We start from the raw sequence: 25,296 nt of genomic DNA, 5'->3' as shown, positions 1-25,296 counted from the left end.
CGTGCGGCTTCGCGTCGCCGGTTCTCTTTCAGGTATCGGAGAGGTCACCGGACGGCTCCTGCACCGTCGGACCGGCCTGCGCGGCGGACGCCTGAACGTCGTCGCCGCCCTCGTCGGCGTCGGCGTCACCGAGGATCGGGAACTCGCGTTCCAGTTCGAGAACCATGCCGACCATGGCGACCATACAGAGGATCGCAGTCGGCAGGCCGACGAGGATGGTAAATGACCTCAGGACGGGCATGCCGCCGGCGAGACTGAGCGAGACCGTAAGGAGCACCATCATCACTCCCCAGATGACGCGGTTGAGCGCGGACGGCGACTCGTCTCCCTGAACGACGATCATCGCGATGCTGAGCGTCGAGGAATCCAGCGTCGTGATGAGGAAGCTGACGACGAGCATCAGGAGGACAGCCGAGAACACGCCCGGATACGGCAGAAGCTGTTCGAATAGCGCGAACCCGACGGCTTCGAGGCCGGAGGTCGAATACACGCCGTAGAGGTCGGCTGCGCCCGATGTCTGCAACAGCAGCGCGGACCCGCCGGTGGCGACATACCAGGGGACGGTGAGGCCGAACGAGCCCAAAAGCCCCGCGAAAACGAGCTCTCGAAGCGTCCGCCCCTGAGAGATGCGCGCCATGAAGATGCCGACCATCGGCGCGAACGTGAGCCACCACGGCCAGAAGAACAGCGTCCAGGAGCCGAGCCAGCCCGCGGCCTCGTCGCCGGGGGCATAAAAGAGGCTCATGCCGACGAAGTCGGTCGCGTAGCCGGTGAGGGCCTGCGTCCCGAGGTTGGCGAGCGTCGAAAGCTGGCCGAACGCCAGCGTGACGACCATCAGCCCGAGCAGTAACACGACGTTGAGGTCGGCGAACCGGCGGATGCCCTCCCGAATCCCGGCGACCACGGAGAGTAAAAACAGCGCGCCGACGAGCAGGATGAGGCCGATGCGGCCGGCGTCGCCGAGGTGGATGCCCCACTTGAACCCGAGCCCGGAGACGAACTGGCTGATGCCGAGACCGAAGGACACGGTGATGCCGCTGACGGTGACGACGACGACCATCCAGTCGATCAGTTTGGCCGTCCAGCCGCCGACGTTGTCCGCGCCGACGAACGGCGCGAGGATGACGGCCGGCCGGAACGACGCGTCCTTCCGGTAGACGAAATACGAGATGGCAACGGCGAAGACGAGGTACGTCGCCCACGCGGACATGCCGTAGTGGAATATCGCATACTGGAGCGCGTCGGCCATCCGCGCCCAAGAGCCGGCGTCGGACGCGAAGAAAGGCGGCCGGCTCTCGTAGTGGACGAGCGGTTCGACCGGGCCCCAGAACTCCAGTCCGCCCGAGGAGAGCCCGGCGGTGAAGGTCATCACCAGGTACTGCCAAAACGAGAAGTCGGGCTCGGCGTCGGGGCCGCCGAGCTTGATGCGTCCCCACGGGCTCATCAGGACGTACAGGACGAAGAGGAACGAGAAGAAGACGACCCAGAGGTAGAGCCACCCCAGGTTGCCGATGATGAATTCGTTGGCCGCCGCCAGTTTCGACGCGGCGGCGTCGGGCCAGGCGACGATGCCGAGGATAAGCGCGAGCAGTGACCCGACCGAAAGAGCGAACACGGGCAGGTCGGATTCGCGTTTGAGCGACTCGATCGCGGTCATGAATCGTTCGGAGCGCGGTTGTCGGCGGACGGGGCCGGTTTCACGCCAGTACCGAGCGCGCTCGCGTCGGGAACATACTGGACAGCGCGAGTTTCCTGCATGTGCCCGGCAGCCAGCGGATTGGTGGGAAAATATCTGGTGGAATAGAATCGTTCGACGGACGGGAAACCGCCGTCAGGGTCGCACATCCCGTCCGAGGCGGTGGGTATTTGAGCGGCGAGTCGTACCTCGAAACATGGACGAGGCGCTGGGGCCGCCGCCCGCGATGGCCGAGAAGGCCGAGGAGTTGACGCCGATGCTCTCGCAGTATCTGGAACTCTGCGAGCGCTACGACGATGCACTGGTGTTGTTTCAGGTCGGCGACTTCTACGAAACCTTCTGTTCGGCCGCCGAGGCGACGGCGCGCATCCTCGAAATCACGCTCACCCAGCGAGAGGACTCGACCGGCACCTACCCGATGGCCGGTATCCCCATCGACAACGCCGAATCGTACATCGAGACGCTGCTGGAGGCCGGCTACCGGGTCGCCGTCGCCGACCAGGTCGAAAAGCCCGAGGAGACCTCGGGGCTGGTCGACCGCGCGGTCACGCGGGTGGTCACGCCCGGCACGCTGACGGAGACGGAACTGCTCAAAGAGGAGGACAACAACTTCGTGGCCTGTCTCACCGACGGCTACGGCCTCGCCCTGCTGGATGTCTCGACGGGCGATTTCTACGCGACGGAACTGGACCGCCTCGAAGCCGTCGAGGACGAACTCCAGCGGTTCGACCCCGCCGAGGCCGTCGTCGGCCCCGACGCGCCGACCGACCCCTTCGCCTCCGGGTGCATGGTCACGCCCTACGAGCGGTCGGCGTTCGACATCGAGAACGCCCGCGAGAAGGTCGCCGAATACTTCGGCGACGCCACGCTCGCCAGCGAGGCCGAACTCCGGGCCTGCGGCGCACTACTCTCGTACGCCGAATACGCCCGCGGCGGAACGACCGACGGCGAAACCGAGCGACTGGACTACCTCAACCACCTCACGCGGTACGACCCCCGCGAGTACATGCTGCTGGACGCCGTCGCGCTCCGCTCGCTGGAGGTGTTCGAACCGCGGCACGTTCACGGACTCGAAGGTGCCGCGCTCGTCGAAACGCTCGACGAGACGGCGAGCGCGCTCGGCGGCCGCGAACTCCGGGATTGGCTCCGGCGGCCGCTCCTGGACGAAGGACACATCGAGGACCGCCTCGATGCCGTCGAAGCCCTCGTCGCCAGCGTCGGCGACCGCGAGCGGGCGAGCGAACTCCTCGCCGATGTCTACGACCTCGAACGCCTCGTGGCCCGTGTCTCCCGAGGCCGCGCCGACGCCCGCGACCTCCGAGCGCTGGAGTCGACGCTCTCTGTCGTGCCCGACCTCCGGGAGTGCATCGCCGATTCGACCGACGACAGCGACCTGCTCGCGGAGATTCACGAGGAACTGGACGACTGCCCCGACGTGCGTGACCTCATCGACCGCGCCATCGTCGAGTCGCCGCCCGTCGAAATTACCGAGGGCGGCGTCATCCGCGACGGCTACGACGAGACGCTGGACGACCTCAGACAGACCGAACGCGAGGGCAAGGCGTGGATCGACGACCTCGAAGCACAGGAACGCGAGCGGACGGGCGTCGACTCGCTGAAGGTCGGCCACAACTCCGTCCACGGCTACTACATCGAGGTGACCAACCCCAATCTCGACGCGGTTCCCGACGACTACCAGCGCCGACAGACGCTGAAGAACTCCGAGCGGTTCTACACGCCCGAACTGAAGGAACGCGAAGACGAAATCATCCGCGCAGAGGGCCGCGCCGACGAACGCGAGTACGACCTCTTCAAGGAGGTCCGCGAGGAGGTCGGCGAGGCGACCGAGCGGATTCAGGGAACCGCCAGCGCCGTCGCCCGTCTCGATGCGCTTTGCTCGCTGGCGACGGTGGCCGCCCGGTACGACTACTGTCGGCCCGAGGTGGGCGCCGAGGGAATCGACATCGAGGGCGGCCGCCACCCCGTCGTCGAGCGCACCGAGGAGGCGTTCGTCCCGAACCCGACGGACCTCCCGCGCGAGCGGTCGATGGCGGTCATCACCGGCCCGAACATGTCCGGCAAATCGACCTACATGCGACAGGTCGCCCTGCTTTCCGTGATGGCCCAGATGGGGAGTTTCGTCCCCGCCCGGAGCGCCGAACTCCCCGTCATCGACCGCGTCTTCACGCGGGTCGGCGCCTCCGACGACATCGCCGGCGGCCGCTCGACGTTCATGGTCGAGATGACCGAACTCGCGACGATTCTGGAGTCGGCCGACGAGAACTCGCTGGTCGTCCTCGACGAGGTGGGCCGCGGCACCTCCACCACCGACGGCTACGCCATCGCACAGGCCGCCACCGAGTACCTCCACGACGAGGTCGGCGCCTACACCCTCTTTGCGACCCACCATCACGAACTGACCGACGTCGCGGCCGAGTTGCCGCGCGCCCGCAACTACCACTTCTCGGCCGAACGGCGGCCCGACGGCGTCGACTTCGAGCACGACCTCCGAGAGGGGCCGGCCGAGGCCTCCTACGGCGTCGAGGTGGCCAATACCGCCGGCGTCCCAGCCGAGGTTGTCCAGCGCGCCGAGGCGGTGCTGGCCGACGAAACCGAGGGGCGAGCGGCGATTGCGGACGACGACGGCACGATGGTCGAAGTCCCCGCCTCGACGGATGGAGGCGAACTCCCCGCGGATATCCTCGCGGAACTCCGTGCGGTCGACCTCGCCGAAACGACGCCGCTGGAGGCGCTGAATCTGCTGTCGCGGCTCAAATCGCAGGTCGAATAGGGCTATCCGTCGCTTTTCTGCCATTCGACGCGCACCCGCCGAATGCGCGTATTCGTCGCATCGAGGACCGTCAGCGTGACGCCGCCGACCACGATTCGGTCGCCCTCCTCGGGGAGTCGGCCGGTGTGGGCGTGGATGAGTCCGGCGAGCGTCTCGAAGTCGGCGTCGGTGGGCAGCGACAGCCCCAGCGCCTCGTTGACGTAGGCGACGGTGGTCCAGCCGTGGGCGACGGCGGTGGTCTCGTCGAGGACGCGCACCGGTTCCGTCTCGCCGTGGTCGAGGATTTCGCCGACGACCTCCTCGACGACGTCCTCCAGCGTCGCCAGCCCGACGACCGACCCGAACTCGTCGACGACGAAGACCATCCGCAGGTTCCCGGCCTGCATCTCCGCGAGCAGTTCGTCGATGGGTTTGGACTGGGGGACGAACTGCGGGTCGGTAAGAATAGCCGAGAGGTCGCCACCCTCCTTGCGGGCGTTGATGGCATCCCGGAGGTCGGCGACGCCGACGATGTCGTCGCGGTTCTCGCCGAATATCGGGACGCGGGTGATGTGGTTGTCGGCAGCGGTTTCGACGACGGTATCGAGGTCCGACGAGCGGGGGAGCGCGACCATGTCGACCCGTGGAACCATGACCGCGCGGATAGGCCGTTCGCTCAAATCGAGAACGCCACGAATCATGGCGCCCTCCTCGCTGGCGATGGCACCCGTTTCGGTCCCCGAGACGACGATGGTCTCGATGTCCTCGCGGGTGAGGTAGGTCTCGAAGTCCGCGCTGCCGCCGATGAGGCTGGTAACGGCGTTGGTGGCAATCTCGAAGAGGTAGACCACCGGTGACATGAGTTTCTGGACGAAAGCGAGGGGACGGGCGACCCGGAGGGACCACGGTTCGGCGTTGGAGACGGCGTAGGATTTCGGCGCAATCTCGCCGATGACGAGGACGAACCCGCTGGTGAAGACCGTCGCGACGGGAACCGCCTCGCCGGGCGGAAGCACCTGGATGAGCAACGCGGTGGCGATGCTGGCGGCGGCGATGTTGGCGACGTTGTTCCCCACGAGGACCGTCACGAGCAGTTTGTGTGGGTCCTCACGGAGGCGGGCGAGGGTTCGGCCGGCCGCGCCCGTCGTCGACAGCGCGTCGATGCGGTGGCGGGCCAGCGAGAAGATGGCGAGTTCGCTGCTGGAGAAGAAGGCGCTGGCGCCGATGAGAAACAGTATCGCGAGACTGCCGGCGACGGTGAGTCCGGGGTCGAGAGCCATGGGCGGTCCTCGGCCGCCACCCTCAAAGCGTCTGCCCCACCTCAGTCGTCACCCTCGACGCCCCGGCGCTGGCGTCGACGCTCGACGTGTTCGGGCACGTCGGTCGGGTCCGCGTCGGCCCAGTCGGTCCACAGAAGCAGGAGGCTCGGCAGGACGACGACGCTCCCGATGAAGGCGTAGACGATGGTGAGGGCGGTGATGATACCGAACTGCTGGAGCGGGACGAGCAACGCGAGTCCGAGGATGGCGATGCCGCCGGCAGTGGAGGCGGTCGACCCCAGCAGGGCGCCGCCGGTGCCGAAGACGGCGCGTTCGAGCGCCGTCTCCGTGCCGACCTCGGCGTTCAACTCGGAGACGTAGCGTTCGACGACGTGGATGGAGTAGTCGACGCCGAGCCCGATGGTGAAACTCGTGATGAGCGCGGTCATGACGTTGAACGGGATACCGAGGGCGGCCATCGAGCCGGTAATCCAGACCACCGCCAGCAGGACGGGCGTGATGGTGACCACCCCGAGGCTGGCGTAGCCCTCCAGTCGGCGATAGACGGCCGCGAGGACGCCGAGAACGACGACGAGCGTGATAGCGAGGCTGTCGATGACTGTCGACAGCAGCCCTTCAGCGACGGCCTGGTTCATCACCGGTTGGCCGGTCGCGGTGGCGTCGAGGCCGTCACCGTCGACCGGCTCGGCGACGGGCCGGATCTCGTCGGCGATTTTCGCCTCGCCGGCGGTGCCGTCGACTGGGACGACCAGACGGAGCGCGACGTACTCTCCGTCCTCGCGCTGCACCCAGTTTTCGGCCCCGTCGGGTGCGGCCTCGTAGAAGGCGTCGTAGACGCCCTCGATGTTCCGGTCGGGGACGCCGTCGCCGTCGGTGTCGGCCGCCTCGAAGGTCTCGGCGAAGGACTCGTCGTCCTCCGCGAGGTTCTCCATCACGCGCACGGGACTTCGGGTCCCCGGTTCGTTGTCGGGCATCACGAGGACGACGTTGGTCCCGTTGGCCCTGTCGGAAGCCCGCTGTACCCGTTCGAGCGTGTCGTCCCGTGTGATGTCGCCCCGGACGAGAATCTGGGCCGTCGTGCCGTCGTAGACGTAGGTCTCGTTGTTGACGAAGGCGATGTTGTCCTGTACGGTGTAGTTGCCGGGCGCGAGGGGGCCGAGTTCCTGCTGCCAGTCGGGCACCTCCTCGACGAGCAGGTCCTCCTGTTCGAAGGTCGTATCGACCGTCGCGGCGCCGGCGCCGGCCACGAGCGTGACGACCACGGCGGCCGCGAGCACGCCCTTCGGCGAGACGCGTGCGGCGGCGACGGGAGCGGCGAGAAAGCGGGAGAGGCGGCCGCCCTCGGTGCCGAAGGCGCGGAGGCGGCGGTCCGTGCCGCGGGCTTCGAGCCACTCGTCGAGTTCGACCTTGAGGGCGGGTAGAAGGAACGCGAAGACGACGAAGGCGCCGGTGATGCCGACGGCGCTGACGAGGCCGAACCGTCGGATTGGCGGCACCTCGCTGACGAGGTTCGAGAGGAAGCCGGTCGCGGTCGTCACCGTCACGAGGGCGAAGGCGGCCGCAACGCCGCCGAGGGCCGTCGCCATCGCCCCGCGGACCGACCGACGGCCGTCGGCGTCGCCGAACTGGAAGCCGCCCTCCTCCGGCGGCCGGGCCTCCCGATACCGCATCACGGCGTGGATGGCGTAATCGATGGACAGCCCCATCAACAATACGGGGACGGCGACGAACAGCTGGTTGAACGTGATGCCGGCCAGTCCCATGAAGCCGAGCGTCCACACGAGGACACAGCCGACCCCGAAGAGACCGAGCAGCACGTCGTAGAGGTCGCGGTAGGCGAACAGCAGGACGACGAGGACGAAGAGGAACGCCAGCGGGCCGACGATGCCGAGGCTGTCGAACGACGAGCGCCGGAGTTCGTCGTCGATGACACCGTCGCCGAGGACGATGGCCTCGCCCTCGACTTCCTCGTCGACGATATCGGCCATCCGGGTCTGGGCGTCGGCGAGTTCTTCGGGCGACGTCGACTCCTCGTGGGAGACGACGATGGCCGTCGATTCGGCAGTCTTGCCGTTGCCCTCGTAGCTGGTCGGCACGGTCGCGAAGGGGCCGCCCTCCGGCCACGTGTGGTCGACGTCGTCCATCACGAGGCCGACGGCGTAGGCGGTGTACAGCTCCGTTTCGACCGGCGACAGCCCCTCGATGGCCTCGGTTTGCTCGTCGAGGGGCGGCCGCGGTTCGACGGTTATCTCCTCGGGCGGGACGCCCTTCTCGCGTTCGATGGCGATGATGGCGACGACGTTGGCGATGCCCAGCGGCGGCTGGTCGTCGACGAGCGTCTCGGAGACGACGGGGTCGTTCAGGAGCCGCTGCTGGGCGCGCAACTGCTGGGCGTACCGCTCCTTGGTGAGGACGTTCTCGTCGTCGCGTATCACGACGAACGCACCCGTCGAGTTGGGTGCCTGCCCGCTGAGATTGTTCTCGATGTAGGCGTTGGCCTCGTGTTCGGGCGTGCCGCCGCGGAACTCCTCCAGCGTCGTGTCGACGACCAGCCCCGGCAGCCCGAGACCGAGCACGAACACCGCCGCGAGCACGATAGCGATGACTTTGCGGCGATGCTCGCCGACGACGATGGCCTCGGCGAGGGCGTCCAGTTTCATTGGGGACCACCGGAGGGCGGCACGGGTTCACAGACGATGGCGGGGATGCGTACATATAGCCATCGCCGGGGTGCTGCGGCGCTTCAAGACGCCAGCGCCTCCAAGCCGAGGCCGGTCGTCGCGCCGGGGGTCGTGCCGCGATTGCCGGCCCGGCGCGTCGAACGGCGGTACAACCGCACTTATATGTGTATCATGAGAACAAATCCGTATAGAATACCCACATTTATGTATATAATACCGGGTTTCGACGCCAGCAAAACGCGGCGATGAGGAAAGCGTTATCCCTGACGGGCGGGACGATACGTCCATGAAGGTACTCGTCACGGATCCGATTGCGGATGCCGGCCTCGACGTGTTGCGCGAGGCGGGCCACGAAGTCGTCACGAACTACGAGGCGGAGGGGCAGGACCTCCTCGACGCCGTCGCGGACGCCAACGCGCTCATCGTCCGCTCGGGCACTGAGGTCACCCGCGAGGTGCTGGAGGCCGCCGAGGACCTCGTCATCGTCGGCCGCGCCGGCATCGGCGTCGACAACATCGACATCGACGCCGCCACCGACGAGGGCGTCATCGTCGCCAACGCCCCCGAGGGCAACGTTCGCGCCGCCGCCGAGCACACGGTCGCGATGACGTTCGCGACCGCCCGCTCGATTCCGCAGGCCCACATCCGCCTCGTCGAGGGCGAATGGGCCAAAGGCGAGTTCCTCGGCACGGAGCTCAACGGCAAGACCCTCGGCGTCGTTGGCCTCGGCCGCGTCGGCCAGGAGGTCGCCAAGAAACTCGACTCGCTGGGGATGGACCTGGTCGCCTACGACCCCTACATCAGCGAGGAGCGGGCCGAACAGCTCGGCGCCGAACTCGCCGAACTCGACGACGTGCTCGACGCCGCCGACGTGCTGACCATCCACACGCCGCTGACGCCCGAGACGGAGAACATGATCGGCGAGGCGGAACTCGCCCAGATGGAGGGCGGCTATCTGGTCAACTGCGCCCGCGGCGGCATCGTCGACGAGGAGGCTCTCGCGGCGGCCGTCGAGGACGGCATCCTCGCCGGCGCCGCACTCGACGTCTTCGCCGAGGAGCCGCTCCCGGTCGACAGCCCCCTGCTCGGCGTCGACGACGTCATCGTCACGCCGCATCTCGGCGCCTCGACGGAGGCCGCCCAAGAGAACGTCGCCACCTCGACGGCCGAACAGGTCGTCGCGGCGTTCAACGGCGAACCCGTCATCAACGCACTGAACGCCCCCTCGGTCGACGAGTCGGCGTTCCCGCGCATCGAACCGTACATCAGCCTCGCGGAGACGGCCGGCAAGATCGCCGTCCAGTTGCTCGATAGCCGACTGGAGACCGTTCAGGTCAGTTACGAGGGCGACATCGCCGAGGAGGACGTCGACCTCCTCACCGCCTCGGCCCTCAAGGGCGTCTTCCAGCCGCTGGAGTGGCAGGTCAACGCCGTCAACGCGCCGCAAATCGCCGAGGAGCGCGGCATCGAGGTCAGCGAGACCAAGCGCCGGCAGGCCGAGGACTTCCAGAGCCTCGTCACCGTCACCGTCGGCGACGGCGAGCGGGAGATCGCGGTCTGCGGGACGCTCTTCGCCGAGGACGACGCCCGTATCGTCCGCGTCGACGGTTACCGCGTCGACGCCATCCCCGGCGGCAAGATGATGATCACGCGCAACACCGACGAACCCGGCGTCATCGGCCACATCGGGTCGGTGATGGGCGAGTTCGGCGTCAACATCGCCGGCATGTTCAACGCCCGCGAAACCGACGGCGGCGAGGCGCTGACGGTCTACAACGTCGACCAGGAAGTGCCCGACGAGGCCCGCGAGAAACTCGAAGCCGACAGCCGCATCATCGAGACGAAGTACATCAGCCTGAACGGCGACTGACGGGGTCGTCGGAGCCGTTTCGGCTTCAGCAAGGACCGGCAGTTCACGGAGTCGCGAGAAGGGCCGTCGACAGGGTGGGGAAGCCGGACCGCGGGTCGTTATGCGAGCCAGCCGAAGAGGCGGCCGAACAGGCCCGGTCTCTCTTCGGGTTCGGTGGCCGCTTCCAGTTGGCGTTCGTACTGTTCGATGATGTCGTTGAGTTTGCGTTCCTTGGCGGCGAGTTCGGCGTCTCGGGCTTCGAGTTCGGCTTCGAGGAACTCGGCCCACTCCTCGGCGGCTTCGCGGCGGCGCTCGCTGTGTTCCAGTCGGGCGCGCAGTTCGACGACTCGGCTCCCCTCGACACCCGGCTCGACGGGTTCGGACGATGCGCTGGCCATACTACCGGTTGGATATCTGTACTTAAAAAGTTCAGTCGAACATCGGTCATCGATACGTCAGACATCGGGGTGAGACCCCCGTTATCGACTAGCTGTGTGGGGAGGTAACACGGTGTTCGAGTTAAAAAGACCGTCCCATAGCCGGCGGAACGCCTTTCGCAGTCGACTCCAAACCGCCGGCAATGAGCGACGAGTCGACCGGACGCGGGGAGCGTGGGCCCTCGTTGCCGCGGCCCGGCCCCGACGCGCTGTACGGTCCGAACCCGACGCCGCCACAGTTGGAAAACGGGTTCGGCTGGGACGCCGACCCGCTGCTCGTCTCCGGGTGTGACGCCTACGTCGACGGCGAGTATCTCTATCAGGACTACGTCTACGACGACCACGGCGCCGACACGCGGTCGGTGTTCGACCAACCGCCCGAGGGCAACACGATGGGCGGGTTCTACTGTCGAGCGACCGGGGACTACCGCTACCCTTCAGACCCCGATTCGTACGGATACAACGCGGCGGATTTGCTGGAGTTTCGCGCCCGACCGACCGACGACGGCATCGCCTACCGCATCACCCTCAACACGATGCTCGAACCCGACGCCGCCGCCGTCGCAATCGGCATCGACACCGAAGCCGACCCCGAGGCGACGGGAAGCGACGACGGTGACGACCGCCGGACCGACTGGGGCTACGGTCTCGGCGAGTTGGGTGCCCCCGTCGACCACCGCCTCGTCACCTGGGGCACCGGCGCCGAACTCGACGGCCACCCGCTCGACGACGACCGCCTCGACGTCGACGTCCGGCGCAACCAGATAGAAATCGAGGTGCCGCTGGACCCCGCCGACGAGACGTGGCGCCACTACGTCGCCGTCGGCCTCTGGGACGCCGACGGCGAGCGGTTTCAGGAGGTCGCGGCCGACGCCGACGAATCGGTGCCGGGCGGCCGGAAGCGCGGCCTCGATGCGCCGCCGATATTCAACGTCGGCTTCCGCTTCGACGAGCAGGAACCGATGGCGCGGAACGTCGACCTCGAGACGCTTGTACCCCGGGTGGCGACGGTGGTGGCGAACACGCCACGGGAACTGCTCGAAGAACTCGAGAGCCCCTTCGAGACGCTCCAGCGACTCGGTGCGGCGGCCAACGTCGCCGAGGACTTCGAGGACCCGCTGGACCTGCTGAACCCGCTGGGCAACCCCCTCGCCCCGTTCGGAACGACGGCGGTGTCGGACCTCGTCTCGGACCTCGAAGAGCTGTGGCCGCTCAGCGACGTGGCGGGAATCCCCCGCGTCCTCGGGGTGGGCAACTGGCGCGAACACCGACAGGCCCAGGCGCTGGCCGAGCGGGACATCTCCGAGTTCGGCGCCGACATCGACTTCGCGACGTTGCGGGAAGGAACCACCGAGCGGAACGTCCCCGAGTCGGGCTTCGTCTCGTATCTCTACCCCTCTCGGCACGACTTCGGGGCGGGTGTCGACCCCCACGCCAACGTCCTAAAGGGCCGAATCCAGCCCTACGGGGCCTACATTCCGGAGGATATCGAGGCCGACGAGCCGGTGCCGATGGTGACGGCGCTGCACTCGCTGGGCAACTGCTACACCCAGTATCGGGTGTGGATGCCGGGCTACGTTGAGGCGCTGGCCGAGGCGACCGGCGGCGTCGTCTTCATGCCCCAGACGCGGGGGCCGGGTATCTGGTACAAGCGCCGCGCGGAACTGGACGTCTTCGAGGCGTGGCGCGACCTCGAACGCCGGGTCGATATCGACCGCTCGCAGGTGTCGGTTGCGGGCTACTCGATGGGCGGGTTCGGCGCGACCATCATGGCGACGAAGCATCCGGACTGCTTCGGGCGCTGTTTCGCGGTGGTCGGCCCGCCCGCCGAGGACCCACTCGAAGGACCGACCGGCAACCTGCTGGCGACGCCCTCACTTCTGATGCAGGACCTCTTCGGCGGCGAGGGCGGCGGGCGCCTCCTCTCGGTGTTTACCGAACAGCCGGAGAACGCCCTCCGCCTGACGGAGAACCTCCGGCACGTCCCGATGCTGCTGTGGCACGGCGGCACCGACGCCTTGGTGCCACTTTTGGGGCCCGCGAACTACGCCAACCGGCTCCGCTCGCACGGCTATCGCCACGAAATCGACGTGTTCCCGACCGCGGACCACTTCCTCATCGCCATTCAGGACTACTGGGAGCGCGGGCCCGAGTACCTCGCCGAGACCGACCAGCCGGCGTTCCCGAAACGGGTCACCTTCCGGTACGTCCCCGAGTTCGACTACCCGGACCTCGATATCCGCCACGACGGCGCCCACTGGGTGACCGACATCGAGGCGAAAGCCGGCCACGGCAGCGCCCTCGTCGACGCCACGTCGTTAGCCGACGGCTACGCCGACCCCGACGCCGAGACGTTCAGCGCGACGGGCACGAAGCCGCTGCCCTACACCGCCCGCGGCGTCGAGTGGGACGGCCACGGCGCCGAGACCGAGCGTGGTCCCGCAAACGCCCTTGAGTTGTCGCTGGAGGGCGTCGAGTCGGCGACGCTATGGATAGAGGCTGCAGGCCTCGACCCCGAGGTGGAACTCACCATCGAGGCCGAGGCCGACACGGCGGCGACGCTGACGCTTCGGGGGTCGTTCGGCGCCCGCGACGTCACCGTCGACCGCGGTGAATCGACGGTGACGGTCGGCCCGCTCACATAGGCCGAGCGGAACCGCGGGGTCCTAACAGGAGTCCAGCGCTTCGACGAGTCGGGGGTGAACACGGGCGTTGCGAGCGAGGTCACGGGTGTTCTGGGCGAATGCGGCCTTCGGAAGCGGGGAACGAAGCGGCCGCTGAAGCCACGGGGTCGGTTTCGGGTCTATCGGTCGAACGTCTCCAGTGCGACCGTCGAGGAGGCGGCCCCAGCATACGGCGTTCAGGAGTACGAGTACGACGACTACGACGACCTCCTGAGCAACGTCCGAGCGTTCGTCGATACGGTCGACGAGCGGAGTCGGGGACAGGGCGGGGTGTTTCCCCTGCTACACCGTTCGGAACTGTAGCCGTCGGATACCGTGGTGACAGCAGGGAGCCACCGATTTATAATATCGACGGCACGCAGGGGCCAACCGTATATAAACCACCCCTGTTTCGTAGGGATAACACGTTTCCGCCTCGGTGGCGTGTGTGCACCCATGTCTCAGGAGCAGAGCGACCGGGAGGTGGGGACGGTGGACCATCCCACCTCCCCGCCCCGTCCGGGGCCGGACGCGCTGTACGGGGCCAACCCGACCCCGCCACAGCTGGAGAACGGCCCGGGTTGGGTGGCGGACCCCCTGATGGTCGCCGGCTGTGACGCCTACGCCGACGGCGAATATCTCTATCAGGACTACGTCTACGACGACCACGGCGCCGACGCCCGCTCGTGGGTCGGCGGCTCCCCGGCGGATTCGGCCTCGCTGGGGGGCGTGCTCTCCCAATCGACCGGCGATTACCACTATCCGAACGACCCCGAGACCTACGGGTACAACGCCGCCGACCTGCTGGAGTTTCGCGCCCGACCGACCGACGACGGCATCGCCTACCGCATCACCCTCAACACGATGCTCGAACCCGACGCCGCCGCCGTCGCCGTCGGCATCGACACTAAAGCCGACCCGAGCATGACGCGCTCGTCGGACCGGCACACGGACTGGGGCTACGGCCTCGGCGAGTTGGGCGCCCCAGTCGACCACCGCCTCGTCACCTGGGGTACCGGCGCCGAACTCGACGGCTACCCACTCGATGCGGACCGCCTCGACGTCGACGTGCGACGGCGGCAGATAGAGGTCGAGGTGCCGCTGGACCCGGACGGCGAGACGTGGCGCCACTACCTCGTCGTCGGTCTCTGGGACGCAGCGGCCGGCGAGTTCAAGCAGGTCGCGGTCGACCCCGACGAGGAGACCCCCGGCGGCGTCCGCAAGGGCGACGACCTGCCCCCGGTCTTCAACGTCGGCTTCCGCTTCGACGAGCCCTACCGGCGGAACCTCGGTCCCGTCGACATCGGCCGGGGGTTGTTCGACCTCGTCGACGTCACCGGCCTCGGCCACAACCTGCTGGACCTGTTCCTCGACCGCTCGCCGCGCGTCCTCGGCGAGGGCAACTGGCGGGAGCACGCACAGGCGATGGCGCTGGCCGAACGCGACATCTCCGGGTTCGGCGCCGACATCGACTTCGAAAAGCTCCGCGAGGGCGTCGAGGAGCGGAACACGCCCGACTCCGGCGTCTGCTCGTTCATGTACCCCTCCCGGTACTACCTCGGCGAGGGCGTCGACGTCGACCACGACATCCTCGAGGGGCGCATCCAGCCGTACAACGTCTACCTCCCCGAGGACCTCGAAGAACCGGCACCGCTCATCCTCCTGCTTCACTCGCTGAGTTGCTCGTACACGCAGTATGCCGTCTACACGCCCAATCTCCTGAAGTCGCTGGCCGAGGAGACCGGCGCCATCATCGTGATGCCGCAGGCCCGCGGCCCCGGCCGCTGGTACAAGCGGGAGGCCGAACTCGACATCTTCGAGGCGTGGCGCGACCTCGAGACCCGCTTCGACATCGACCGCTCGCGGGTCACCATCGGCGGCTACTCGATGGGCGGGTTCGGTACCTGCATGCTCGCCGCCCAGTGTCCGGACCTCTTCGGCCGCGGCTTCTCCGTGGTCGGCCCGCCCTCCGAGGACCCCATCGAGGCAGTCACCGACGGCTGGCTGAAATCGCCCGCCCGCCTGACCAACGGCCTCTTCGGCGGCGAGGGCGGCGGCGAGTTCCTCAACCTGTTCACCGAAGACCCCGAGAGCGCCTTGGACATCGCCGACAACCTCCGGCACGTCCCGATGCTGCTGTGGAACAGCGTCGGCGACCCGCTGGTCCCGGTCCTCTCGCCGGACAACTACGCCCGTCGCCTCAAGAACCACGGTTACCGCTACCAGTTCAACGTCTTCCCGGCCGACACCCACCTCTCGTTGGGCCACCACGACCGCTGGGACGGCATCCCCGAGTTCATCGAAAGCGGGAAGGTCATCCGCAACCCGCGCCGGGTCACCTACCGGCAGATGCCGGAGTTGGACCACCCCGAGGTCGGCCTCGTCCACGACGGCGCCTACTGGGTGTCGGACATCGTCACTCGCGAGGGCGAACGCTCCGGCCTCGTCGATGCCACCTCGCTGGCCGACGGCTACGCGCCGCCGGAGGTCGGCACGTTCCGGAACCTCGGGACGGAGCCGCGGCCCCACTTCGCCCGCGGCGTCCAGTGGGAGACCCCACCTATCGACGCTCGACGGCCGCCCGAGAACGCCCTCGAAATCGAACTGGACGGCGTCGAGTCGGCCACCGTCTGGGTCGAGGAGGCGGGACTGGACCCCGACGACGAGATTACCGTCCGGGCCGAAAGCGACGCGGCGGCGACGGTCACCCTCGCCAGCGCCTTCGGCACCTACGCCCTCGACGTCCCCGAGGGCGAGTCCGTCCACGACCTTCGACTGGACGAACTCGAAGCGGAGACGGCCGACGAGGAGCGCGAGGCCCGGCCGGTCTGAGCATCGGCCGCTGCCGGCCGGACGCAACCGCCGGACTGCGGAAGCGTACTAATTTAACCCCGCCGCGAGTGGTGACGAACAACTGATGGACCCGCAGCTCCCGGCCGTTCTCGCGGCAGTTCTCCTGCCCTTCGTCGCGGCCGCGGCGATGCCGCTTATATACCGGTTCGTCGGCGACGCCGCCGGCTACGTCGGGGCCGGAGCCGCCGCCATCGCCTTCGCTCTGGTCGCCTCCCAACACGGCCGGCAGGGAAGCGTCGCGGTGTCGTGGGTGCCTTCGCGGGACATCTCGCTTGGGTTCTACGTCGACGGGTGGGCGCTGCTCTTTGCCCTCCTCGCCAGCGGTATCGGCGTCCTCATCTTCACCTACGCCGGCCGCTACATGCACGGCAAGCCGAACCTCGGCCGCTTTTATATGGCGCTGTCGGCCTTTCTCGGGTCGATTCTCGGCGTCGCCTTCGCGTCTGACCTCGTCGCCCTCTTTCTGTTCTGGGAGTTGACGAGCGTCTGCTCGTTCGTCCTCATCGGCTACCACACCGACGACGAGACCTCGCTGTACTCCGCCCGGATGGCGATGCTCGTGACCGTCGGCGGGGGGTTGTGTCTGCTGGCCGGACTGCTCGTGCTTTCGGTCGCCAGCGGGCCGGCACTCGGCGGCCGCACCTTCAACCTCGCGGTGATGCTCGCCGAACGCGAGGCGATGCGCGCGGAACTGACCGAGGCCGGCCTCTTCGTGCCGGCGATGGTCCTTTTCGCGGTCGCCGCGGGCGCCAAATCCGCGCAGGTCCCGTTCCACTTCTGGTTGCCCAACGCGATGGTCGCGCCGACGCCCGTCTCCGCGTTCCTCCACTCGGCGACGATGGTCAAGGTCGGCGTCTACGTCCTCGGCCGGACCCGCCCGCTGTTCATCGGTGAGGAGTGGACCCTACTGCTGGCGGCCGTCGGCCTCCTGACGATGACCGTCGGCGCCGTCCTCGCCGTCGTCGCCACCGACATCAAGGAACTGCTGGCCTACTCGACGGCCAGCCACCTCGGGTTGATGGTCGCCGGGTTCGGTTTCTCGACCCACTACGGCGCGGAGGCGGGCGCCTTCCACCTGCTGAACCACGCCCTGTTCAAGGCCGCGCTCTTCCTCGTCGCCGGCGTCGTCGCCCACGAGGCCGGCACCCGACGGCTGGACGAGTTGGGCGGCCTCCGAAGCGAGTTGCCGGTCACCGCCGCCATCGCCGTCGTCACCGGCCTGAGCATGGCCGGCGTCCCGCCGTTCAACGGCTTCTACTCCAAGGAGATACTCTTCGAAGCGGCGTGGGAGACGGCGGTCGCCGCGGGCGGTCTCGCGTGGCTCTACCCGGCCATCGCCGTCTTCGCCAGCGTCTTCACCGTCCTCTACTCGCTGCGGTTTTTGAGCATCTTCTTCGGCGACCGGCCCGAGACCGCGGCGGTCGCCCACCGGCCCTCGGTCCTGCTGGTGGCGCCGCCCGCCGTCCTCGCGGTCGCGGCGGCCGTCGTCAGCGTCGCACCCGGCACGGCTCTCGATTTCATCGTCAACGACGCCGCGAGCGCGACGACGCTCGAACCGGTCGATATCCACGCCGGCATCCCGACCTCGCTTTCGGGGCCGGTCCTCATGAGCGTCCTCGCGCTGGCCGTCGGGGGCGGGGCGTATCCCTTCTCGGAGCGGATTCGGGCGGCCATCGCCCGCGTCGAATCAGGCGCGACCCTGCTGGAACCCGCGGCGCTGTATGCCGACCTGCTGGAGGGCCTCGATACCGCGAGTTCGCGACTCGATGCCGTCGTCCACAACGGTCTGCTGCGGACCTACGTGACGTGGGCGCTCGCGACGGCCTGCGGCCTGACGCTGTTCGGCTACTGGACCGCGGCCGTCCAGCCCTCGCTGCCCGGCCCCCGGGCGCCGGCCGCGCTATTGCTCGTGTTGGCGGTCGCCGTCGTCGCCGCGCTGGCGGTGACCATCGCACCCTCCCACGTCGCGGGCGTGCTGACGCTCGGCATCCTCGGGTTCATGGTCGCCGTCTTCTACGTCCTCGCCAGCGGGCCGGACCTCGCGCTGACGCAACTGGTCGTCGAGACGCTCCTCCTTTTGGTCTTCCTGCTGGTCATCGAGGAGTTGCCCGCCTTCTACTCCGAGTTGCGGGCGAGCGTCGCCGTCAGGGACATCGCCCTCTCGGTACTGGTCGGCGTGACCGCCTTCGTCTCGGTACTCATCGCGAGTCCCGACCCCGCACTGACCGAGACGAGTCGGTACTACGTCGACAACGCGGTCCCCGAAGGCGGCGGGTCGAACGTCGTCAACGTCATCCTGACCGACTTCCGAGCCTTCGATACCCTCGGGGAATCCGCCGTCGTCCTGCTGGCGGCGCTGTCGGTACTGGTACTGCTGGAGATGCGCGACCGGGGTGAGACCCAATGACGACGACCATCATGCGGACGACGGCGCGGGTGGTCGTCCCCATCGTGCTAGTCGTCGCCCTCTCGCTGTTCCTGCAGGGTCACAACGCCCCCGGCGGCGGCTTCATCGGCGGCGTCCTGACGGTGGCGGCCTTCGCGCTGGTCTACGTCGCCTACGGCCTCGATTATCTGGAGGTCGGCGTCCTCGACCGCGAGGTCGACCCCGGCATCGGCATCCTCGAACACCGAACCGTTCGAGCCTACCGCCGCCTGTTCGTCTTCGGCCTGCTCGTGGCCGTCGCCAGCGGCGTCGTCCCGATGCTGTTCGGCGAACCGTTCCTCACCCAGACGTACACCTACGTCCACGACGTGCCGCTGTACGGCGAGGTCGAACTCGCCTCGGCGCTGGTCTTCGATATCGGCATCTTCTGTGTCGTCGTCGGGGGCCTGCTGGCTATCTTCTCGGTGGTGGGTGCCGAATGACCGTCGGCATCGCGGCGGCGGTCGGCGCGCTGTTCGCCCTCGGGACCTTCCTGCTGCTCAGAGACGACATCGTCCACGTCGTCTGGGGCGTCGCCGTGGTCTCGCAGGCGGCGAACGTCTACCTCATCACGATGGGCGGAATCCGGGAGGGGACCGCCGACACCGTGCCCGTCCTCGAGGCCCACCACGCGCCGTTCCCGACGACCGCCGACCCGCTGGTGCAGGCGCTCGTGCTGACGGCCATCGTCATCAGTTTCGGCATGACCGCCTTCGCGCTGGTGCTGTCGTATCGCGCCTATCAGGAGAACGAGAGCATGGACCTCAGGGAGTGGGCATAGATGGCGGACCTCGTCGTCGCACCGATGCTCGTCGCCTTCGGCATGGCCGCCGGAACGCTCCTGCTTCGGGGACGGGCCCGCCTCCAGCGCGGGGCGACCGTCCTCGGGGCGGCCGTCTACGCCGCCGTCGTCGGCCTGTTGGCCTATCGGACGGTCTTCGCGCCCGAGGCGACCGGCGCCGTCGCCTATCAGATCGGCGGCTGGCCGGCCCCCTTCGGCATCACGCTGGTCGTCGACGCGCTGTCGGCGTTCATGCTGTCGATGACCGCCGTAGTGACGCTGTTTGCCGCCGTCGTCTCGGTGCGCTTCATCGACCCCCGAAACCAGCAGGTCTACTACCACCCGCTTTTCGGCTTCCTGCTCGTGGGCGTCACCGGTGCCTTCCTCACCGGCGACCTCTTCAACCTCTTCGTGTGGTTCGAGACGATGCTGATGGCGAGTTACGTCTTCGTCGCCTTCTACGGCGACGCCCAGCACACCGCGGCGGCGACCCGCTACGTCGTGTTGAACGTCCTCGGCGGGATATTCATGCTGCTGTCGGTCGGCGGCCTCTACGCGACCGTCGGCACGCTCAACATGGCCGACATGGCCGTCGTGCTGGCCGACCCCACCGGAATCGAAACGGCGCCGGTCGTCGGCTTCTCGGCGCTCGTCCTCGCCACCTTCGCGCTGAAGGCCGGCCTCGTCCCCTTCCAGTTCTGGGTTCCCTCGGCGTATCGCGCGGCGCCGCTACCCATCGCGGCCATGCTCGCGGGCGTGACCAAGAAGGTCGGCATCTACGCCATCATCCGCCTGTACTTCACCGTCTTCGCGGACGCCTCGTTGTCCACGCCCTTCTTCGGCGGCGACTCGCCGCTTGCCTTCCTCGCGCCCGTTCTGCTGGTCATGGCCGCCGCCAGCGTCCTCGTCGGCGGCCTCGGCGCGGTCAGTCGGAGCCACCTCGACGGTCTCCTTGCCTACTCCAGCATCGGGCAGGTCGGCTTCATCGCCGCGCCCGTCGCCGTCGCCGCCGCGACGGTCAGCGACTCCCTCCGACACCTCGCTATCGTGGCCGCGCTAATCTACGCGCTGCATCACGCCCTCACCAAGAGCCTGCTCTTCTTCTCGGCGGCGGTCATCCGCGATACGGCAGGGACGACGAGAATCGCGGACCTCGGCGGCCTCGCCGAGCGTTCCTCGCTATTCGCGGCGACCTTCTTCGTCGCCGGCCTCTCGCTTATCGGCGTCCCGCCGCTGGTCGGCTTCTTCGGCAAGTTCGTCGTCTTCGAGGCGGCGGTCGTCCGGTTGGCGGCGGCCCCGACGGTCGCCTCGGTCGGCCTGCTGGCCGTCCTGCTGGCGGGCGCGTTCCTGACGCTCGTCTACTCGACGCGGGCCTGGACCGAGTGTTTCTGGGGGACGCCGACCGAAGCCGTCGAGACCGACCCCGTCGACCGGCGACTGGTCGCCGTCGTGGCGACGCTCGCCGCGCTCGTCGTCCTCGTCGGCGTCGGCTTCGAACCGGTCTACACGTTCGCCGACGCCGCCGCGGAGGCGGCACTCGACACGGAGGCCTACGTCGATGCGGTCGCGCCCGGAGGTGACACGACATGAGCATCACGACCCGACGCTGGCTGGTCGCCGGGGTGCTGTTCGGCATCCTGTGGATGTTCGTTCGCGGCGCGGCGCTGACGCCGCGAGGGTTGGCCGGGAGCTTCCTGTTCGGCCTCGCGGTCGGCATGCCCGTCGCCTACGTCTTCCGGCGGCTCTACGAGGAGGAGGTCGACCTCGCGCGAACGGTCACTATCGTCCCGTACGTCCTCTTCTACATCCTCGCCTTCAGCAAGGAGATCGTCGTCGCGAACGTCGACGTCGCCTACCGGACGCTCGTCCCGTGGTCGGCCATCGAACCGCAGGTCATCCTCATCCCCCTGCGGGTCGAGACGGCCCTCGGCGTGACCACCATCGCCAACAGCATCACGCTGACGCCGGGGACGGTAACGATGGACCACGACCCCGACGAGAACGCCCTCTACGTCCACGTCATCGACGGTCGGGACGTCGACGCCGTCGTCGAGCCGATACGCGACTGGGAGGATTACGCGCTCCGCATCTTCGACGAACCGCTCGCCCCCGGCGACGAGGCCCCGGAGATACGGGTCCACCCGCCTGATTACCCACCGGAGCCGAAAAACGCCGCCGACCCGATGGAACACCTCGCCAACCGGGGCGAGGAGGAGGCCACCGATGAGTGAAGCCCTCGCCGCCGACGTCATCGACGCCGCCATCGTCGTGACCGCGGCGCTGTGTCTGCTGTGTGGCTATCGGGTCATCCGCGGGCCGACGGTACCGGACCGCGTCGTCGCGCTGGACGCCATCGCGACGAACGTGGTCGCCATCGCCGTCCTCTTCGCGCTGAAGACCGACCGCGGCCTCTTCGTGACCGTCAGCCTCGTGTTGGCCATCATCGGCTTCCTCTCGACGGTCACGGTCGCGAAGTACGTCACCGAAGGCGACATCATCACCCGACGGGAGTAACCATGCAGGCACGAATCCACTCGATACTGGCGACGAACCGACACACGGGAGGCCGATAGCGATGGTCGAACTCGAAGCCGTGCGGTCCCTGACGACCGCCGCCCTCGCCGTCGTCGGCGTCTTCTTCCTCACCGTCGGGACCGTCGGCCTGCTGCGCTTTCCGAACGTCTACAACCGGATGCACGCGACGAGCAAGCCCACGACGCTGGGGACGGCCGCCGTCTTCTTCGCCGGGTTCGTCCACTTCGGGCCGGGCGGGGCCGGCCTGACCTCGCTCGTCGGCATCGTCTTCCTCTTTCTGACGGTGCCGACCGGCGCGCACATGATTTCGCGGGCCGCCCAGAAGACGGGCGTGCCCTTCCTCGGCGGCGTGACGTGGCCGAGCAAGGAGGGCGGAAACGAGCGGGAGAGACCGCCCGACGACGAAAGCGACGGCGCGAACGAAAACGAGGAGTAGCCGCCTATTCTTCGGCGAGGTGTTCCAGCACGGCCTCGGTGTCGTTTGCGACGGGTTCGGGGTCCGCGCCGGCCTTCGCGGCGGCGTCGGGGTCCTTCAGCAGGTGGCCCGTGGTCAGACAGACCACGTCCTCGTCGTCGCCGACGACGCCCTCATCCCGGAGTTTCCGGAGGCCCGCAACCGAGGCGGCGGAAGCGGGTTCGACGCCGACGCCTTCGCCGGCCAGCGTGCGCTGGGCGTCGGTTATCTCCTCGTCGGAGACGGCGACGGCCGTGCCGCCCGTCTCGCTGATGCCGGGCAGGGCCTTCGGCGCGTTGACGGGATTGCCGATGCGGATGGCGGTCGCGATGGTCTCGACGTCCTCCCAGCGGCGGGTGTCCTCGTTGCCCTCCGCGATGGCCTCGACCATCGGGGCGGCGCCCTCGGCCTGCACGCCGGTGAGTTTGGGCACCTCGTCCTCGTCGAGTTCGCCCGCCGCGACCATCTCCCGGAAGCACTTATAAAGGGCGGCGGTGTTGCCGGCGTTGCCGACCGGGAGAACGATGCGGTCCGGGAACCGGCCGTAGTCGGCGTGGAACTCCTCTAAGATTTCGAAGCCGATGGTCTTCTGGCCCTCCAGCCGGAAGGGGTTCAGCGAGTTGAGGAGGTAGGCCTCCCCGCGGTCGGCGAGGTCCTGGACGATGTCGAGACACGAATCGAAGTTGCCGTCGACTTCGAGGATGCGCGCGCCGTGGAGGCTCGCCTGTGCGATTTTGCCCGCCGCGACCTTGCCGGCCGGAAGCAACACGAGCGTTTCGAGGGCCGCACGCGCGCCGTAGGCCGCGAGCGCCGCGGAGGTGTTGCCCGTCGAGGCACAGGCGAGACGGCCGACGCCGAGTTCCTCGGCGACGCGGACGCCGACGGTCATGCCGCGGTCCTTGAAGGAGCCGGTGGGGTTCATCCCCTCGTGTTTGACCCGAAGCGCCTCGACGCCGATCTCGTCTTCGAGGCGGGGCACGCGATGGAGCGGCGTGTCGCCCTCGGGGAGGGTGACGCCCTCCTCGAAGGGCAGCGACTCGGCGTACCGCCAGACGCCCGACCCCTCGAAGTCATCGAAGGTCGGATAGCGGTCGTAGCGGGCCTCCAGCAGGCCGCCACAGTCGCTACAGGTGTAGATGATGTCCTCGAAGGGGGCGAACTGTTCGCCGCATTCGATGCAGTGGAGCCAGACGCCGTCGGTCGCGACGTCGGGCGCCGTCGGCTCGTCGGGGAGCGCGAGGTCAGCCATTAGTGGCCCTGCGGTACGGAGTCGCAAAAAGGGGCCGTTTCACGCCGATGCTGCTGGCATCCGGAACGACCCGGCGGCTACTGCCCCTCACGGACGTAGCCGTAGTGGCGCATACACTTCCGCATCTCCTCGGGGGAGTCGTGTTTGTGGAGCGTCGTCGGCGAATCGCAGTAATAGGTCGTCCCGTCGTAGCGGAGCGTCATCTCCTCGGGATTGCCGAGCACCTTCGTCTGGACGACGAGCCGCTCGCCCTCCCGCAGCCGGTCCAGCAGTTCCCCCGCCGTGTATTCGCCGGATTCGATGACCGTCGGGCCACTCATACCCGTTCGAACGGACCCGCGGTACTTCACCGCTTGCAAAGCCATCAATCATGAGCCGTGGTAACATTTATCAATATTGGCCGACAACCTCCTCGTGTAGGGCGAGACCGCCCGTGAACCACCAATGTCACCGCCGCTCGAAGACGACGGCAGCGAGGTCAGCCCCCCGGTCCGCGGGGACCGGTGTGTCGAGATGGAACTCGAATCCGGCGAGGTCGTCATCTACGACCAGAACAACCACCGGGCGTGGATACAATCCGACGACGCCGTAGACCTCGAAGCGGCGGCCTAGGCGTGCGTGATGCTGCATTCTTTTTTAGTATAGCCTAGCGACGACTCGACCACGAACAGCCGGAAAGCCCTCGGCCCGCTGGCGGTCGTTAATCAGGATATCCTCGCTCGCTCCGCTCGCTCGGATAGGGCCTGATTAATGACTATATAAACGCCAGCGGGCCTCGCCCTTTCATTCCACCAGGAACAACAACCGCACAGCCCTGCCCTTCCCCGGGTCGGATGGCCGGCCGTGCGGCCGGCCCATCCTCCCGACCGAGTGGTGTGGATGTTTTATAAAAACTCCTCAAGTGCGTCGGCCACGACGTTCTCGGGGTCGGTGTCCTCTAAAGCGGCGTGGCGCCGAAGCTCTCGATACGTCTCGGGTGGCAGGGACAGCGACACCTGCCCGAGGTCGATGCTTTCGGCGGCCAGCGCGTCCTCGACGCTCATGCCCTCGTTGACGCGGGAGGCGATAGACCGGACCTCCCGGACGGTGAGGTCGTGGTCCAGCGCCGCCCACGCCAGCAGGAAGCGCGATTCCCCGGAGACGCGGGCGATGTGTTTGGCCGCGGTGGGCGCGATTTCGCCCAGGGCGACGTGTCGACGGATGGAGCGCGGCAGGTCGTGGACCCGTGCCCACTTGCGGATGAACGAAACCGTCGCCTCGCCGTCGGCGCGTTCGGCGGCGGCCTTATACGAGCCGGTACCCCGGACGAGCGCGGCACAGGCGGCCGCTCCCCGGAGCATGTAGACGTTGTCCTCGCTCCCGACGGTGTTCGAGGCGAAGCGCCGGACGGTGTCGGCGGCCTGCGCGAGGCTTTCGGGGTCGTCCGGGTCGAACTGGACCGCGCTCTCGCCGGCGACCCGCGGGTCGCCACGAATGACGGGTTCGCCGACCGGCGACTCGCGGTCCGCCGGCGGTTCGTCACCGTCAGGGCGCTGGGTCATTGAATCCCGATACGGCGACCGAAGTGAAAAGCGTCTCGGCGCAGTGTGCGTTCGTCGACGGAGCGGGCCGAGCGCGGGACGA

At 68.0% G+C, this 25,296-nt stretch carries 20 protein-coding genes; 13 read left to right on the top strand and 7 right to left on the bottom strand.

What is annotated here, in order from left to right; translation table 11 throughout:
- Nucleotides 1-28: 28 nt before the first annotated feature.
- Nucleotides 29-1,657, bottom strand: a complete 1,629-nt coding sequence (locus U5914_RS03190) for a BCCT family transporter (RefSeq protein ID WP_336134118.1) — start codon at nt 1,655-1,657, stop codon at nt 29-31.
- Nucleotides 1,658-1,892: 235 nt separating this feature from the next.
- Here U5914_RS03190 and mutS point away from each other — a divergent pair, with 235 nt between their 5' ends.
- Nucleotides 1,893-4,487, top strand: a complete 2,595-nt coding sequence (mutS, locus tag U5914_RS03185; RefSeq protein ID WP_336134116.1) for a DNA mismatch repair protein MutS — start codon at nt 1,893-1,895, stop codon at nt 4,485-4,487.
- A gap of 2 nt (nt 4,488-4,489) precedes the next feature.
- Here mutS and U5914_RS03180 read toward each other — a convergent pair whose 3' ends face one another.
- Together U5914_RS03180 and U5914_RS03175 are read right to left on the bottom strand one after the other, a co-directional pair.
- On the bottom strand, nt 4,490-5,746 hold the full coding sequence (locus tag U5914_RS03180) for a hemolysin family protein (RefSeq protein ID WP_336134114.1): 1,257 nt from the start codon (nt 5,744-5,746) through the stop codon (nt 4,490-4,492).
- Nucleotides 5,747-5,787: 41 nt separating this feature from the next.
- Nucleotides 5,788-8,406, bottom strand: a complete 2,619-nt coding sequence (locus U5914_RS03175; protein ID WP_336134113.1) for an efflux RND transporter permease subunit — start codon at nt 8,404-8,406, stop codon at nt 5,788-5,790.
- Between the two features lie 307 nt (nt 8,407-8,713).
- Here U5914_RS03175 and serA point away from each other — a divergent pair, with 307 nt between their 5' ends.
- The gene (serA, locus tag U5914_RS03170) at nt 8,714-10,297 is read left to right on the top strand and encodes a phosphoglycerate dehydrogenase (protein ID WP_336134111.1); all 1,584 of its coding nucleotides are present in this window, start codon (nt 8,714-8,716) and stop codon (nt 10,295-10,297) included.
- A gap of 98 nt (nt 10,298-10,395) precedes the next feature.
- Here serA and U5914_RS03165 read toward each other — a convergent pair whose 3' ends face one another.
- The gene (locus tag U5914_RS03165) at nt 10,396-10,674 is read right to left on the bottom strand and encodes a hypothetical protein (RefSeq protein ID WP_336134110.1); all 279 of its coding nucleotides are present in this window, start codon (nt 10,672-10,674) and stop codon (nt 10,396-10,398) included.
- A gap of 182 nt (nt 10,675-10,856) precedes the next feature.
- On the opposite strand from U5914_RS03165, the gene U5914_RS03160 reads away from it, so the two are divergent.
- The 10 genes from U5914_RS03160 to mnhG all read left to right on the top strand — a co-directional run bounded on the left by U5914_RS03160 (nt 10,857) and on the right by mnhG (nt 22,406).
- Nucleotides 10,857-13,358: an alpha/beta hydrolase-fold protein gene (locus tag U5914_RS03160; protein ID WP_336134109.1), complete on the top strand. Its 2,502-nt coding sequence runs from the start codon at nt 10,857-10,859 to the stop codon at nt 13,356-13,358.
- A 54-nt stretch (nt 13,359-13,412) separates the two neighbouring features.
- The gene (locus U5914_RS03155; RefSeq protein ID WP_336134108.1) at nt 13,413-13,700 is read left to right on the top strand and encodes a DUF7509 family protein; all 288 of its coding nucleotides are present in this window, start codon (nt 13,413-13,415) and stop codon (nt 13,698-13,700) included.
- Between the two features lie 132 nt (nt 13,701-13,832).
- Nucleotides 13,833-16,208: an alpha/beta hydrolase gene (locus U5914_RS03150; protein WP_336134107.1), complete on the top strand. Its 2,376-nt coding sequence runs from the start codon at nt 13,833-13,835 to the stop codon at nt 16,206-16,208.
- Nucleotides 16,209-16,293: 85 nt separating this feature from the next.
- A complete protein-coding gene (mbhE, locus tag U5914_RS03145) occupies nt 16,294-18,636 on the top strand; it encodes a hydrogen gas-evolving membrane-bound hydrogenase subunit E (protein ID WP_336134106.1) in 2,343 nt (780 codons plus the stop codon).
- Nucleotides 18,633-19,097 (top strand): MnhB domain-containing protein, encoded by a 465-nt coding sequence (locus U5914_RS03140; RefSeq protein WP_336134105.1) that lies wholly within the window; start codon nt 18,633-18,635, stop codon nt 19,095-19,097. Before mbhE ends, U5914_RS03140 begins: the two co-directional genes overlap by 4 nt.
- Nucleotides 19,094-19,435 carry a sodium:proton antiporter gene (locus tag U5914_RS03135; protein ID WP_336134103.1) on the top strand — a complete coding sequence of 114 codons (342 nt, stop codon included), beginning with the start codon at nt 19,094-19,096 and terminating at the stop codon, nt 19,433-19,435. The genes U5914_RS03140 and U5914_RS03135 overlap by 4 nt, the downstream gene beginning before the upstream one ends.
- A complete protein-coding gene (locus U5914_RS03130; RefSeq protein ID WP_336134101.1) occupies nt 19,436-21,025 on the top strand; it encodes a complex I subunit 5 family protein in 1,590 nt (529 codons plus the stop codon).
- The gene (locus tag U5914_RS03125) at nt 21,022-21,666 is read left to right on the top strand and encodes a Na+/H+ antiporter subunit E (RefSeq protein ID WP_336134099.1); all 645 of its coding nucleotides are present in this window, start codon (nt 21,022-21,024) and stop codon (nt 21,664-21,666) included. The genes U5914_RS03130 and U5914_RS03125 overlap by 4 nt, the downstream gene beginning before the upstream one ends.
- A complete protein-coding gene (locus tag U5914_RS03120; RefSeq protein ID WP_336134097.1) occupies nt 21,659-21,949 on the top strand; it encodes an MrpF/PhaF family protein in 291 nt (96 codons plus the stop codon). The genes U5914_RS03125 and U5914_RS03120 overlap by 8 nt, the downstream gene beginning before the upstream one ends.
- Nucleotides 21,950-22,010: 61 nt before the next feature.
- Nucleotides 22,011-22,406 carry a monovalent cation/H(+) antiporter subunit G gene (gene mnhG / locus U5914_RS03115; RefSeq protein ID WP_336134096.1) on the top strand — a complete coding sequence of 132 codons (396 nt, stop codon included), beginning with the start codon at nt 22,011-22,013 and terminating at the stop codon, nt 22,404-22,406.
- Nucleotides 22,407-22,410: 4 nt separating this feature from the next.
- On the opposite strand, the gene thrC is transcribed toward mnhG, so the two are convergent.
- Nucleotides 22,411-23,673, bottom strand: a complete 1,263-nt coding sequence (thrC, locus tag U5914_RS03110; RefSeq protein ID WP_336134095.1) for a threonine synthase — start codon at nt 23,671-23,673, stop codon at nt 22,411-22,413.
- Between the two features lie 77 nt (nt 23,674-23,750).
- Nucleotides 23,751-23,993, bottom strand: coding sequence for a DUF8001 family protein (locus U5914_RS03105; protein WP_336134094.1), 243 nt, complete (start codon nt 23,991-23,993; stop codon nt 23,751-23,753).
- A gap of 124 nt (nt 23,994-24,117) precedes the next feature.
- Between U5914_RS03105 and U5914_RS03100 the strand changes: the two genes are divergently transcribed.
- The gene (locus U5914_RS03100; protein WP_336134093.1) at nt 24,118-24,285 is read left to right on the top strand and encodes a DUF7331 family protein; all 168 of its coding nucleotides are present in this window, start codon (nt 24,118-24,120) and stop codon (nt 24,283-24,285) included.
- Nucleotides 24,286-24,557: 272 nt separating this feature from the next.
- On the opposite strand, the gene U5914_RS03095 is transcribed toward U5914_RS03100, so the two are convergent.
- Entirely contained in the window at nt 24,558-25,214 is a 657-nt protein-coding gene (locus U5914_RS03095; protein ID WP_336134091.1) for a DUF7119 family protein, read from the bottom strand.
- Nucleotides 25,215-25,296 lie beyond the last annotated feature (82 nt).

Source organism: Natronomonas amylolytica (assembly GCF_037031205.1).
In the GTDB taxonomy this organism is placed as follows: domain Archaea; phylum Halobacteriota; class Halobacteria; order Halobacteriales; family Haloarculaceae; genus Natronomonas; species Natronomonas amylolytica.
Note: the sequence above shows the minus strand (reverse complement) of the source record. Positions and strands in the feature narration are given on the sequence as shown.

Excerpts from the sequence above, each read along its gene's own strand:
- U5914_RS03165 (WP_336134110.1), bottom strand. The coding sequence starts at position 10,674 with ATGGCCAGCGCATCGTCCGAACCCGTCGAGCCGGGTGTCGAGGGGAGC.
- U5914_RS03160 (WP_336134109.1), top strand. The coding sequence starts at position 10,857 with ATGAGCGACGAGTCGACCGGACGCGGGGAGCGTGGGCCCTCGTTGCCG.
- mutS (WP_336134116.1), top strand. The coding sequence starts at position 1,893 with ATGGACGAGGCGCTGGGGCCGCCGCCCGCGATGGCCGAGAAGGCCGAG.
- U5914_RS03100 (WP_336134093.1), top strand. The coding sequence starts at position 24,118 with ATGTCACCGCCGCTCGAAGACGACGGCAGCGAGGTCAGCCCCCCGGTC.
- serA (WP_336134111.1), top strand. The coding sequence starts at position 8,714 with ATGAAGGTACTCGTCACGGATCCGATTGCGGATGCCGGCCTCGACGTG.
- thrC (WP_336134095.1), bottom strand. The coding sequence starts at position 23,673 with ATGGCTGACCTCGCGCTCCCCGACGAGCCGACGGCGCCCGACGTCGCG.
- U5914_RS03125 (WP_336134099.1), top strand. The coding sequence starts at position 21,022 with ATGAGCATCACGACCCGACGCTGGCTGGTCGCCGGGGTGCTGTTCGGC.
- U5914_RS03175 (WP_336134113.1), bottom strand. The coding sequence starts at position 8,406 with ATGAAACTGGACGCCCTCGCCGAGGCCATCGTCGTCGGCGAGCATCGC.
- U5914_RS03120 (WP_336134097.1), top strand. The coding sequence starts at position 21,659 with ATGAGTGAAGCCCTCGCCGCCGACGTCATCGACGCCGCCATCGTCGTG.
- U5914_RS03095 (WP_336134091.1), bottom strand. The coding sequence starts at position 25,214 with ATGACCCAGCGCCCTGACGGTGACGAACCGCCGGCGGACCGCGAGTCG.
- mnhG (WP_336134096.1), top strand. The coding sequence starts at position 22,011 with ATGGTCGAACTCGAAGCCGTGCGGTCCCTGACGACCGCCGCCCTCGCC.
- U5914_RS03180 (WP_336134114.1), bottom strand. The coding sequence starts at position 5,746 with ATGGCTCTCGACCCCGGACTCACCGTCGCCGGCAGTCTCGCGATACTG.
- U5914_RS03150 (WP_336134107.1), top strand. The coding sequence starts at position 13,833 with ATGTCTCAGGAGCAGAGCGACCGGGAGGTGGGGACGGTGGACCATCCC.
- U5914_RS03190 (WP_336134118.1), bottom strand. The coding sequence starts at position 1,657 with ATGACCGCGATCGAGTCGCTCAAACGCGAATCCGACCTGCCCGTGTTC.
- U5914_RS03140 (WP_336134105.1), top strand. The coding sequence starts at position 18,633 with ATGACGACGACCATCATGCGGACGACGGCGCGGGTGGTCGTCCCCATC.
- U5914_RS03105 (WP_336134094.1), bottom strand. The coding sequence starts at position 23,993 with ATGAGTGGCCCGACGGTCATCGAATCCGGCGAATACACGGCGGGGGAA.
- mbhE (WP_336134106.1), top strand. The coding sequence starts at position 16,294 with ATGGACCCGCAGCTCCCGGCCGTTCTCGCGGCAGTTCTCCTGCCCTTC.
- U5914_RS03135 (WP_336134103.1), top strand. The coding sequence starts at position 19,094 with ATGACCGTCGGCATCGCGGCGGCGGTCGGCGCGCTGTTCGCCCTCGGG.
- U5914_RS03130 (WP_336134101.1), top strand. The coding sequence starts at position 19,436 with ATGGCGGACCTCGTCGTCGCACCGATGCTCGTCGCCTTCGGCATGGCC.